Consider the following 11951-nt stretch of genomic DNA (forward strand, 5'->3'; position numbering starts at 1 on the left):
CATGCTGCGCGCACGATTCATCCCCACGCTGCTGCTCAAGGGCAGCGGCCTGTACAAAACGGTCAAGTTCAAGAACGAGACCTACATCGGCGACCCGATCAACGCGGTCAGGATATTCAACGACAAGGCGGTCGACGAACTCATCCTGCTGGACATCGACGTTCACCGCCGCGGCACCGGCCCGAACTTCGAACTCATCGCCGACATCGTCAGCGAGGCTTTCGTGCCGCTGTGCTATGGCGGCGGCGTCACGTCGCTGGCGCAGATCGAGAGGCTGTTCAAGCTGGGCATCGAAAAGGTCGCCATCAACTCCGCAGCCGTCGGGCCGCTCGAGTTGATCTCGCAGGCATCGAAGATCTACGGCAACCAGAGCATTGTCGTCGGCATCGACGTCAAGAAGAGCCTCTTCGGCAGCGTCGAGCGATACGTCAATTCCGCCAGCGTCAACACCAAGGAAGACCCGGTCCAGCTGGCAAGGCGCGCCGAGCAGGCGGGCGCCGGCGAGCTGATGGTCTACAGCGTCGACCGCGACGGCACGATGCAGGGCTACGACGTCGCGCTGACCCGCAAGGTGTCGCAGGCCGTGCATATCCCCGTCATCGCCTGCGGCGGTGCGGGCAGCCTGGCAGACATGATTCAGGTCATCAACGAGGGGCATGCCGCGTCGGCGGCGGCGGGCAGCTTGTTCGTCTTCCAAGGAAAGCACCGCGCGGTTCTGATCACCTATCCTGAAGAAGCCGCAATTGCCGAAGCCTTCCGCAATAGCAAGAACAACTGAGTACCTATGAGCCGCCAATACCAAGTTTGCACACGCTGCGCGATGGACACGTCCATCGCAGACGTCACATTCGACGACACCGGCGTCTGCCACTACTGCAAGATCCACGAAGAGAAGGTCGCGATGACGCCCTTCTCACAAGGCGCCGCTGCGGAGAAGCTGCAGGCATTGGTGGCAAAGCTGCAGGCCGACCGCAAGGGCGATTACGACAGCATCGTCGGCCTGAGCGGTGGCGTGGACAGCTCCTATGTCGCCTACCAGGCTATCAAGCTGGGCCTCAAGCCACTCGCGGTGCACTTCGACAACGGCTGGAATTCCGAGCTGGCCATCAAGAACATCGAGCAAATCGTCAAGAGGCTGGGCCTGGACCTGCTGACGTTCGTCATTGATTGGGAGGAGTTCAAGGACATCCAGCGCTCGTTCTTTAAAGCGAATGTCATTGATATCGAGATGGTCACGGACCACGCGATTTTCGCCGCCATGTACGCGCTTGCCAATAAGCACAAGATCCGCTATATCCTGTCGGGCACCAATGCCACGACCGAGTCGATCATGCCGTCGGCCTGGCAGCACTTCAAGTTTGACCTGCGCAACCTAAAGGCAATCCATCGCCGCTTCGGCACGCGCCCGATCAAGAACTACCCCACGCTGAGTGTCTGGGGCATGGCCTGGAACCACTATGTGCGCGGCGCGCAGTCGGTGAGCCTGCTCAACTACCTCCCCTACCGGAAGGATGAAGCGATGCGCACGCTGCAGGCCGAACTGGGCTGGCAGTACTACGGCGGCAAGCACTACGAATCGACCTTCACGAAGTTCTACCAGGCGCACATCCTTCCGCAGAAGTTCGACGTCGACAAACGACGCATCCACTATTCCGACCTGATCATGAACGGCGAAGTGTCGCGCGACGAAGCCTTGGCGGAGATTGCCAAGCCGCTCTACGATCCCATCCAGCTGGAACAGGATCGCGAGTACGTCTGCAAGAAGCTATCGTTCACGAAGGACGAGTTCGCTCAGTACATGCAGGCGCCGCCGGTGAGCCACTTCGAGTACCCATCGTCGGCCAAGCTGGCCCAGCAACTCGTCAACATCCACAAGCGCCGCCGGTATCGTTGATGAGCACTCCGGCCGTGGCGTTGAACGACCAGCGGAGCGGCAGGTACTACGACCTAGCCATCGGCGGGTTGATGTACCTGTCGACGCTCTACTTCGCCTCGAACGCGGTGTTACTCGGTGTGCTCGCGCTGATCGCCTTCAGCGACCCGCAGCGCAAGTTCAAGAGCGACTTGGTGCTGGTGTGGGTCTTCGCGCTGCTTGCCTGGGTCAACATCGTCCTGCACCTAGGGGCGTTCGATTCGTCCAGGCACGGCTCGTCGCCGGCGGTGGTGCTGGTCGCCTTGACGGCCATGCTGGCGCCGGGCGTGCGCGTGCCGGCGTTCAAGGTTTTCGTGCTGCTGACCTGCGGCGAGATTGCCATCGGCGCCTACGAGTACGCCATGGGGCAGGTCGCACTGACCGAAGCCCAGGCCAGCATCGCCAACCAGGAACTGGCCGCCGAGTCGCTGCTGCTGTACGACAATCGCGTCTTCGGCCTGTCCTCCAACTCCAGCATCTTCGCCGAGAAGATCTTTCTCTCGTTGCTGCTAGTGGTTGCGGTGCCCGGCATGTTCAAGCGCCGCACGCTGCCGTTGATGCTTATCGCGGCGGGTCTGTTCTTTTCGTTCAACCGCACGGCAATCAGCTCGACGCTGTTCTTCCTCGTGCTGCTCGCCACCGCTGGCCGGATCAACTGGCGCAATCTAGCGCTAGGCGTCGGGGGGGTTGCCGTCGTCGGCGCCGTCATCGCCGTCAACATGGACGCCCTGGTGCTCCAGTTCACCCGCGGCGGCGATGAACTAAGCCATTCCGAACTCTCGCGTCTGTACTTCTGGCAGAAGGCGCTGGAGCTGCTGGCAGAGGATCCGATCTTCGGAAACGGGTCACTCACCTTCCGCGTCGAGGACTTCGTCACCGGCCTGCCCCAACACACGCACAACTCCTTACTGATGCTGTTCGCGACGCATGGACTGCTGGTTCCGTTACCGCTGGTCGCGTACATCCTGCTGAAGCTGCGGGCCACCAATTGGCGGGTCTTGGCCGCGATGTTCAGCTTCTCGCTGACCCAGTATTTCGTGTTCTGGAACCTCTCGGTGCCGGACATCGTCTTTTTCTATTTCCTCGGGCGGCAGCTGCCGGCTTTCAAGCCCCGCGCCGCAGCGCCTGCCGCCGCCCCCGTGATCAGCCCGGTGGGCGCCACTTCATGACCATCCGACGCGTCGTCGCCTTTTTCCAGCACATGCCGCCCTACTCGGGCGCCGCCGCGCTCCGTGGCAAGTCCATCATGCAAGGGCTGGCGAAGTTGCCCGAGCTCCGCAGCGCGGAGATAACGGTCTATACCTCGATTCCGTCCCCTCTGCCCATCGAAGGCGTGCGGGTATTGACGCTGGGCACGCCCGAGGTGGAGAACTCCTTGTCACTGAAAAGACGCCTGCTGGGCGAACTGCACATAGGCTGGGTCGCAGCGCGGCGCCTTTTCGCAGGTGCCGGGCGGCCGGACATCGCGATCATCTCGTCGCCCGGCTACATCGCAGCGTTGGTCATCGCCGCTGTCGCTCGCTGGCGCCACATTCCTTACGTACTAGAAATGCGCGACATCTATCCCCAGGTCTATGCCGAAGCCGAGTTGATCCGCCGCGAGTCGCTGCTGTACCGCTTCTTTGCCGAGCGGTCCCGCAAGCTGTACAGCGGCGCGCGGCTGGTCGTCGCCGCGACGCAGGGGCTTGCCCGCGAAGTGCGCCAGGAGGTGCCCGCGGCCAACGTCAGCTGCGTGTACAACGGCTTCCCCGTGGAGTTGATGAACCGCACGCCGGTCAAGCATGAGCGCTTCACCGTATGCTTTCACGGCGTTCTGGGCTTCTTCCAGGACGTGGAGACGCTGCTGAAGGTCGCCGAGCAGCTGCTGCCCCATCGCGTGGACGTCGTCGTGATCGGCTATGGCCGCAAGGAAGAGCCGCTGCAGAAGACCACGCTCGCGAACGTGCGCTTTCTTGGCCGCCAAACGTTCGACGACACCATCAAGGAGGTCGAACGCTGCCACCTCGGTCTGTGCCTTCGGCTCGACGACGACATTTCCAAAGATGCATTCCCGGTCAAGGTCTGGGAGTACCTAGGCATGGGCATCCCGAGCATCATCACCCCGCCCTGCGAGGCGGGCGACTTTGTCGCCGAGCACCGCTGCGGGCTGGTCCATGAATCCGGCGATGTCGACGCCATTGTGTCGGCGATCCTGTCGCTCAAGGCCGAGCCGGCCCGCATCGGCGAGTTGTCGGGGCGTTGCCGTGTCGTCGCCGCGCGCTATACGCGCGAGCAGACCGGCTTAGCAGCGGCAACGCTGATCGCCGAAGCATCGGCCGGCGCCCGCGCGGCCTGCTAGGCCGGATCCCATGGCAGTGGTTGCGGCCTTCCTCAGACTGGTGGGCGTGCGCGCAGCCAGCCTGGCGGCCGGGATTGCACTGGCCGCTTGCGGTGGCGGTAGCGGGGGTGACAGCGGTGCAAGTGGCGAGCCGCCGTCGCCACCCGTGACTCCCAAGCTCACCGTAGAGGCCGGGAGCTGTCGCTCGATGATGCGCGACTCGGGCAAACTCGTCTACATCGTGCTGGACCGCGCCTGCACTGCCGTGGACACGACGATTAACGTACGCCTGCAGTACGGCGCCAGTGCGCCCGTCACGCTGTCGCTGCGCCTGCAGCAGGAACTGCCGGGCATCGCGATTCCCGGCCTTGGCACGCGCCAGATCGGTCTTTTCAAGTCGGGCCAATGGCGCAGCTTCCCTAACGAGAGCAGCTGGGTGTCCCGCGATGGTGCCGGGCTGCTGGTCCTGAACGGCAGCCTGTACCTGCTCGGCGGTTGGGCGAATGGGCCGGTCACCAGCGAGGTCTGGCGGACCGACGACATTACCAACTGGACCTTCCTCGGCCATGCGCCGTGGCCGGGCCGCCATGCCGCTGCCTGGCTGACCTACAAGAACAGGATGTGGGTGATCGGCGGCGACCTCTACACCGACGTCTGGTCATCGTTTGACGGCGTTCAATGGGAGCTGATGACGGCAAATGCCGGCTTCGGGCAGCGCTACACGCCAAACGCAGCGGTCGTGGGCGGCAACATCGTCCTATACGCCGGCCAGGACTGGGAACCCGTCGAATGGTGCAACAGCCGGCCCGACTGTAGGGCGCGAGCCGATCGCAGCGTCTGGACAACCAGCGACGGCAGGACTTGGTCTAAGGTGCTTGACCAGGCCCCATGGCAGGGCCGCGGTCTCATCCACGGTTCGGCAGTGTTCCAAGACCAGATCTTCCTCATCGGCGGTGGGCTGAAGGTGGCTCCGCCGGATGAGCGTTACCAGGAGACGATTGCCGAGTACATAGACATTTGGTCATCGCCGGATGGTGTCCTCTGGACGCAGCGCTCTAGCAAGTTTTCGTTCCCCGGTCGCACCCACTTTTCAGTCCTGGGCACCGCCCATGGTTGTTACGTGTCCGACGGCTCGGTCGGAAGCCAAGCCAGCCTTTCCAACGACCTCTTCTTCGCGCCGGACTGCATCAACTTTAGCCAAGTCCCTGTGCCTCCGGAGTTGGGGACGCGCCATGCCAGCGCGCTTGTCGATTTCAACGGCTCGCTGGTGTTGCTGGGCGGACCGCACTACGGCACCGCCGGCACCACGGTCTGGCAATACTTCCCTTGACCGACTCGACTGGGACACCGATCGGCGGTAGTCGAGCTTGATACTCGTACGCCAATGAGGCTCGGTTTAACTTAACGTCCGATTCGCGTTTCATCGTGGCACCGGGGGGTACTTAAAATGCGCCCCGCGCAACCGCCGGGCGCGCTTGCGGTCGCCGCTGGCGCACACCTCCCGCTCGACCAGCAAGGCGCAGCTTAAGCTCGTGGACATGCTGTGTGATTTGTCGCTTCGCTACATCAGCGATGGCATCAGCGATGGCATAGCGCCTGGATCTGACTGCCGACGGTGCCGCTTGGGTTGGTGGCATCAGGAAAAGTGCCAGATTGATGTTCAAGTGTGATTTGCCTGATAAATTCACCGCTCTGCGCACGCCCATGCATCTGCCATACAGCAGCCGGGCGCAAACCACCCATTCACTCGGGTTCTTCATGGCCCATCGGAACTTTTTTAGATGTTTGATGGAACGGGGTTGCCGCGCGCTTACATATTTGTGGGGAGTGGCGCTGCTGGGTTCGTGTGGCGGAGGCGGTACCGCCTCACCCAACCCGTCGCTTCAATTGAACGCAGTAACCGAGAAATGCGGCGCCGCATCGGCATATGACACTGGCTACACCATCTACCTTTTAGTTGATCGCAATTGCTCGGATAGAGGCGGCATCAACGTTTCAATTACTGCCACCAAAGGCAAATCAAGTTCAACTTATAAATGGTCATTTCCTAGCTTTAACCAAGAATTCAGCACCTTTGATCTACCGGGAGGGCGGCGTATCGTTTCGGTTCATTCCCGAGGCAGTTGGCGGTCGTTTCCAAATAGTGATAGTTGGGGCTGGCGGGATGGAGCCGGGCTGCTCGTTAAGGACGGAAAGCTTTTTCTTTTAGGTGGTTACAGAGCAGGACAGGGCAGCCAAAACGAAGTTTGGAGCTCTACTAATGTTTACGATTGGCAGCTGCTTACAGATGAGGCGCCCTGGTTTGGTCGCCATGGTGCAGCTTGGGTTGTCCATAACGACAGACTATTCGTTATCAGCGGCGACCTCTATGACGACGTCTGGTCATCGGCTGACGGCCTCAACTGGCGAAGAGATATTATTGGGGCACCCTTCGGAAAACGCTATACACCTAACGCAATCTCGGACGGCAAACAAATCGTCTTGTACGGTGGCCAGTATTGGAAACCTTACGACTGGTGTGCGTTTCAGCCCGAGTGCAGCGCTGTCGGGCTCAATGACGTTTGGGCCAGTGCTGACGGCAAGTCCTGGACTGCTGTGACTCAAGCAGCGCCTTGGCCTGGGCGAGGTCTCGTTCACGGCACCGCCTTTTTCAAGAATCGCATTTACGTCGTTGGCGGGGGACTGAAGATGGGGTTGCCTGGTCAGACAGTTGCCGAGACTGTGAAGGAATACAGCGATATCTGGTCATCGGCAGATGGGCTGGACTGGCGCCGAGAAGCCACGTCTCTAGGATTTGCGCCGAGGACACATTTTTCTCTCGTCTCGACACCCCAAGGTTGCTTCGTCTCGGATGGCTCAGTGGGCCTGCAGGGGAATTTTTCGAATGAAATCTTTTTCGCTCCAGATTGCATTAAATTCACCCCAATCCCCGACTCCATTCCAATGCAGAAAAGGCATGCAAGTTCAGTCGCCTATTTTAATGGCTCCTTGATAATCCTCGGAGGCCCCCCTTATGCTGGCCCGGAAACCACCGCAGGAACTGAAATTTGGCAGTATTTCCCCGACTCATAATAGATCGATTTAACGCTGACGTGTACGCGGAACGTATCAATCGGCTTCAGTTTGCCGTCGGGCGGTATTCCTGAATCTGCGAACGCAAGAATGACCTTACTGACTCAGCAGTTCGGTCCGGTCCGGCGTCCAAGTCGGCACACGCTTTAAGCAACAGCGCAACGCTTTCGGCGGTTGGAGGTTGCAATTTGGCGACACGTAACTGAGCATGCTTGGTAGGCACCGTCGCGTCGGCATCGGTGAGCAGCTCTTCGTACAGCTTTTCACCCGGCCGCAAGCCCGTGAACACGATGGGTACTTCGCTAACCGCATGTCCAGCCATGCGGATCATGTCCCGGGCCAAGTCCACAATCCTGACCGGCTCGCCCATGTCGAGCACGTAGACCTGACCCGTCTCGCCGATCACCGCAGCTTGCACCACCAGACGCGCAGCTTCCGGGATGGTCATGAAATAGCGGGTGATCTCCGGGTGTGTCACGGTGATCGGCCCACCCTTGGCGATCTGCTCTTTGAACTTCGGAATCACACTGCCGCTGCTACCGAGCACGTTGCCGAAGCGCACTGCCATGAACTTCGTCGAGTAACCGCGGCTGCCCATGTCGCTGATGGTGAGCTCTGCAGCGCGTTTGGTCGCGCCCATCACGTTGGTGGGATTGACGGCCTTGTCAGTCGAGATAAGCACAAAGCGCTCGACCGAGTTCTCCGCCGCGGCTAAGCATGCGTGGTAAGTCCCCAGGGTGTTGTTGCGCAACGCGGCCCAGGCGTTTTCATTCTCCATTAGCGGCACATGCTTGTAGGCGGCCGCATGGAACACGATCTGCGGCCGGTAGCGAGCGAAAACAACTCGCAGATGCGCCAGGTCTTTCACATCGCCGACCAGACGCACCAGCTCGATGTGGGGGAATGTCTCGCCGAGTTCCTGCTCTATCTGGTACAGCGCAAATTCGCTCAGCTCGTACAGCACGATGCGCGACGGCCCGTAGCGCGCGAGGCGGCGGCACAACTCGGAGCCGATCGAACCACCGGCGCCGGTGACCATGACGACCTTGCCTCCGATGCACTCGCTGATGCCACCCTCGTCCAGCGCCACCGGTTCGCGCCCGAGAAGATCTTCGGGCTCGATGTCGCGCACTTGGTTGACCGCCCGGCCGGCCATCAGCTCCTGCTGGTTAGGCACAGTCAGCACGACGAGCCCGGTTCTCGCGGCCAGATCGAGCGCCCGGCGCCGTTGCGACGCCGTCGCGCCAGGCATCGCCACGATCACGTGCGTGATGCCGTGCAGCTCTGCCTGCCGTGTCGCCTCCTGCAGTGAGCCAACCACCGGCACGCCGGCAACGCGGGCACCGCGTTTGCTCAACGCGTCGTCCAGATATCCCACCACGACCCAGCCTTGCTGGTGCTGGATTCCCGCCACAAGCAGCCGGCCGGCATCGCCGGCGCCCATGACCAGCGCGCGCCGTTGCTCCCGCGCGCTGCCGTTGATCCGGCAACGCATGTGCTCATAGAGCATGCGATAGCCCATGCGCATCATCGCCAGCGCCATCAGCGCGAATACTGGATGCAGCGCCAGCACGGCGCGAGGCACAGCGAGCAGCTGGGCCATCAACACCACCGCTGCGGCGATGAGGCCTGCAGTGACACAAACGACAGACAGCCGCTTCACTTCACCAAAGCCACTAAAACGCCACATGCCCTTGGGCACATTGAAGAGACTGAGCAGCAGCCCGTACAGAACGACGATACCCAGCATCACCCAGCGGTCGTATCCAGGCCGGGCGCTGAACCAGCGTTCAAAGCCAAGGCGGAACAGATACGTCGCCTGCCAGGCGACCGCCACGGCGGTCATATCCAGCGCCAGGGCCAAGGCCTCCCGGTGCGGGCGGACGCGCGTCAGGAACGCATCGAGCGACAGCCAGTTCATCGTTTCCAGTCTTTCGTCGACGGCGCTCGGCGCGTCAGGTCTTTAGCGCACCAAGCGTCGCCAGAATCAGCCGCACGTCGCCCGCAAGGCTTGCAGTGCGCACGTAGTCGGCCGCGAGCGTGAGCTTCATCGGCATGACGACCTCGACGTATTCGCGCTCGGGGTCGGCGGCATTGGCGAGCAGCTCGTTCTCGTTACGAAAGCTCAGCGACGCAGGATCGGTGATGCCGGGGCGCACTGAAAGCACCACGTCGCGCAGCGCGGCCGGATAGAAGGCCACATAGCGTGGCACCTCCGGTCGAGGCCCGACAAGGCTCATCGCGCCGCGCAACACGTCCCACAGCTGCGGGAATTCATCCAGCTTGGACGCACGCAGGAGGCGGCCGGCGCGAGTGATGCGCGGGTCGGCGCCGATGGTGATCTCTGCACCCGGCTGCACCCGCATCGTGCGGAACTTGTGGATCGTGAACGGCACGCCGTTGCGGCCGACGCGGGTCTGGCGGAACAGCGCCGGGCCGGGCGAGTCAAGCTTGATCCAGATCGCGACCAGCAGCAACAGCGGTGCCAGCAGCAGCAGGCCGACCGCCGAGAGGATTACGTCAAAGCCGCGCTTGGCCACCGTCGGCATTCAGGCCAGCAGCGCGAACACCGCAGCGATGACGCGCGCCACGTCCGCGTCGCTCATCGCCGTGTACAGCGGCAGGCTGACCGCAGTTTCGAACGCATTCTGCGATTGCGGGAACTGGGATGGCGTCAGGCCGTAGCGGTCGCGCCAGTACGGGTGCAGGTGCAGCGGCACGTAGTGCACGCTGCAGCCGATACCGGCGGCAAACATGCCTTGGATGAAGGCATCGCGTGTGAGGGGCGCACCGTCGGCCAGGCGCACGACATACAAGTGCCAGGAGTGCGTGTCGCCTTCGGGCGCGGCCGGCGGCAAGATCAGCGGCAGGTCGGCGAAGGCGGCATGGAAGCGGGCGGCTATCAATTCTCGGCGAGCCTGGAACGCGGGCAGCCGCTTGAGCTGGTGCAGCCCCAGCGCCGCGGCAATATCCGTCAGGTTGTACTTGAACCCCGGCGCCACGATCTCGTAGTACCAGCTCGGCACCTTGGCGGTGAAGCGGTCGAATGCATCGCGGCTCATGCCGTGCAGGCGCATGATGCGGGCACGTTTCGCCAACTCCGCATTGCGCGTGACAAGCATGCCGCCCTCGCCCGTCGTCATCGTCTTGTTGGCGTAGAAGCTGAAGACGGTGGCGTCGCTGCCGAGTGTGCCGATCAGTTCCTTCTCCAGTGTCGCCGGCAGCGCGTGAGCAGCGTCCTCGATGACGCGCAGGCCGTGGCGGCGGGCGATGTCGAGGATGGCGATCATGTCGACCGCCAGGCCCGCGTAGTGCACCGGCAGGATGGCCTTCGTCCGGGGCGTGATCGCAGCTTCGATGGCCGCGATATCGATGTTCAGCGTCGCGGGATCGATGTCGACGAGCTTCACGTCTGCGCCTAGGTAGCGCACGACTTCGGCAGTCGCCGTGAACGTGTGGGTCGTCGTGATGACTTCGTCGCCAGGGCCGAGGCCGATGGCTTCAAGCGCCAGGTGCAGGCCAGCGGTCGCCGAGTTGACGGCGATGCATTCGATCTGCGGGTCACCCAGGAACTCGGCAAAGGCTTGCTCGAAGCGCTTGGCCTTCGGGCCGGTCGTGATCCAGCCGGACTTGAGCGTGTCGACAACTTCGGCAATCTCGTCTTCGCCGATGTCCGGAAGCGCGAAGGGCAGGAAATCAATGGACATGCTTCAACCGTACCGCTTGAGAAAGTCTGAATACGCCAGAGCAATGCCTTCTTCCAGGCCCGTGCTCGCCCGCCAGCCTCGGCTTGCCAGCAGACTAACGTCCATCAACTTGCGTGGCGTGCCGTCAGGCTTACTGGTGTCGAATACCAGTTCGCCGCTGAATCCAACTGCCGCGCAGACAAGCTCGGCCAGCTGTCGGATCGTGACGTCGTGTCCGACGCCAACGTTGACCAGCACGTCCTCGGCCGCGGTTTCCATCAGATGGACACAGGCATCCGCCAGGTCATCCACATACAGGAATTCACGCAGCGGCGTGCCGGTACCCCACACCACAAGCTCGCTGTCGCCACGCTGCTTCGCTTCGTGGGCCTTGCGAATCAATGCGGGCAGCACATGGCTGTTCTGTAGGTCGTAGTTGTCGTTCGGGCCGTACAGATTGGTCGGCATCGCACTGACGTACTGCCGGCCGTACTGCCGGCTGTAGCTCTCGCAGAGTTTGATACCGGCGATCTTGGCAATGGCATATGGCTCATTGGTCGGCTCCAACGGGCCGGTGAGCAGGCTGTCTTCCCGAAGCGGTTGCGGTGCCAGCTTGGGATAGATGCATGAGGAGCCGAGGAACATGAGCCGCTGAACGCCTGCGAGATGCGCGCCATGTATGAGATTGCCCTCGATCATCAGGTTCTGGTACAGAAAATCGGCGCGGTAGACGTTGTTGGCCTGGATGCCGCCTACCTTGGCAGCTGCAATGAAGACGTAGTCCGGCTTCTCGCTCTGCAACCAGGCGTGCACGCCTCGCTGGTCCAGCAAATCGAGCTGCTCACGGGCCGCGGTCAACACATTCGTATATCCGCCCGCTTGCAGTCGGCGCACCAGCGCAGCGCCCACCATGCCGCGATGGCCGGCAACAAAGATCTTTGCGTTCTTGTCCATCGACGAAGGG

At 62.0% G+C, this 11951-nt stretch carries 10 protein-coding genes; 6 read left to right on the forward strand and 4 right to left on the reverse strand.

Translation table 11 applies throughout. The annotated features are described in order from the left end of the window. The first annotated feature begins 1 nt into the window (after position 1). The 6 genes from AC0IZJ_RS07845 to AC0IZJ_RS07870 all read left to right on the forward strand — a co-directional run bounded on the left by AC0IZJ_RS07845 (position 2) and on the right by AC0IZJ_RS07870 (position 7301). Positions 2–778: an AglZ/HisF2 family acetamidino modification protein gene (locus AC0IZJ_RS07845; protein ID WP_471848352.1), complete on the forward strand. Its 777-nt coding sequence runs from the start codon at positions 2–4 to the stop codon at positions 776–778. A gap of 6 nt (positions 779–784) precedes the next feature. Then, the gene (locus AC0IZJ_RS07850) at positions 785–1894 is read left to right on the forward strand and encodes an N-acetyl sugar amidotransferase (RefSeq protein ID WP_471848354.1); all 1110 of its coding nucleotides are present in this window, start codon (positions 785–787) and stop codon (positions 1892–1894) included. Positions 1895–2013: 119 nt separating this feature from the next. After that, on the forward strand, positions 2014–3081 hold the full coding sequence (locus AC0IZJ_RS07855) for an O-antigen ligase family protein (RefSeq protein WP_471848356.1): 1068 nt from the start codon (positions 2014–2016) through the stop codon (positions 3079–3081). Next, positions 3078–4250 carry a glycosyltransferase family 4 protein gene (locus AC0IZJ_RS07860; RefSeq protein WP_471848358.1) on the forward strand — a complete coding sequence of 391 codons (1173 nt, stop codon included), beginning with the start codon at positions 3078–3080 and terminating at the stop codon, positions 4248–4250. Before AC0IZJ_RS07855 ends, AC0IZJ_RS07860 begins: the two co-directional genes overlap by 4 nt. Positions 4251–4260: 10 nt before the next feature. After that, on the forward strand, positions 4261–5559 hold the full coding sequence (locus AC0IZJ_RS07865; RefSeq protein ID WP_471848360.1) for a Kelch repeat-containing protein: 1299 nt from the start codon (positions 4261–4263) through the stop codon (positions 5557–5559). Positions 5560–6116: 557 nt separating this feature from the next. Then, a complete protein-coding gene (locus tag AC0IZJ_RS07870; RefSeq protein WP_471848362.1) occupies positions 6117–7301 on the forward strand; it encodes a Kelch repeat-containing protein in 1185 nt (394 codons plus the stop codon). A gap of 46 nt (positions 7302–7347) precedes the next feature. On the opposite strand, the gene AC0IZJ_RS07875 is transcribed toward AC0IZJ_RS07870, so the two are convergent. From AC0IZJ_RS07875 to fcl, 4 genes are read right to left on the reverse strand one after another with little or no spacing between them, the layout of a single operon-like run. Further along, a complete protein-coding gene (locus tag AC0IZJ_RS07875; RefSeq protein WP_471848364.1) occupies positions 7348–9222 on the reverse strand; it encodes a polysaccharide biosynthesis protein in 1875 nt (624 codons plus the stop codon). 34 nt (positions 9223–9256) lie between these two features. Beyond that, entirely contained in the window at positions 9257–9841 is a 585-nt protein-coding gene (locus AC0IZJ_RS07880; RefSeq protein ID WP_471848366.1) for a sugar transferase, read from the reverse strand. A 9-nt stretch (positions 9842–9850) separates the two neighbouring features. Continuing rightward, positions 9851–11008, reverse strand: a complete 1158-nt coding sequence (locus tag AC0IZJ_RS07885; protein ID WP_471848368.1) for a DegT/DnrJ/EryC1/StrS family aminotransferase — start codon at positions 11006–11008, stop codon at positions 9851–9853. Positions 11009–11011: 3 nt separating this feature from the next. Next, on the reverse strand, positions 11012–11941 hold the full coding sequence (gene fcl / locus AC0IZJ_RS07890; protein WP_471848370.1) for a GDP-L-fucose synthase: 930 nt from the start codon (positions 11939–11941) through the stop codon (positions 11012–11014). Positions 11942–11951: the final 10 nt, after the last annotated feature.

Source organism: Roseateles sp. AC306 (assembly GCF_979253795.1).

What these genes read in the sequence shown, in the direction of transcription:
- AC0IZJ_RS07845 (WP_471848352.1), top strand. Translation starts at nt 2, where the DNA reads ATGCTGCGCGCACGATTCATCCCCACGCTGCTGCTCAAGGGCAGCGGC.
- AC0IZJ_RS07850 (WP_471848354.1), top strand. Translation starts at nt 785, where the DNA reads ATGAGCCGCCAATACCAAGTTTGCACACGCTGCGCGATGGACACGTCC.
- AC0IZJ_RS07860 (WP_471848358.1), top strand. Translation starts at nt 3,078, where the DNA reads ATGACCATCCGACGCGTCGTCGCCTTTTTCCAGCACATGCCGCCCTAC.
- AC0IZJ_RS07865 (WP_471848360.1), top strand. Translation starts at nt 4,261, where the DNA reads ATGGCAGTGGTTGCGGCCTTCCTCAGACTGGTGGGCGTGCGCGCAGCC.
- AC0IZJ_RS07875 (WP_471848364.1), bottom strand. Translation starts at nt 9,222, where the DNA reads ATGAACTGGCTGTCGCTCGATGCGTTCCTGACGCGCGTCCGCCCGCAC.
- AC0IZJ_RS07885 (WP_471848368.1), bottom strand. Translation starts at nt 11,008, where the DNA reads ATGTCCATTGATTTCCTGCCCTTCGCGCTTCCGGACATCGGCGAAGAC.
- fcl (WP_471848370.1), bottom strand. Translation starts at nt 11,941, where the DNA reads ATGGACAAGAACGCAAAGATCTTTGTTGCCGGCCATCGCGGCATGGTG.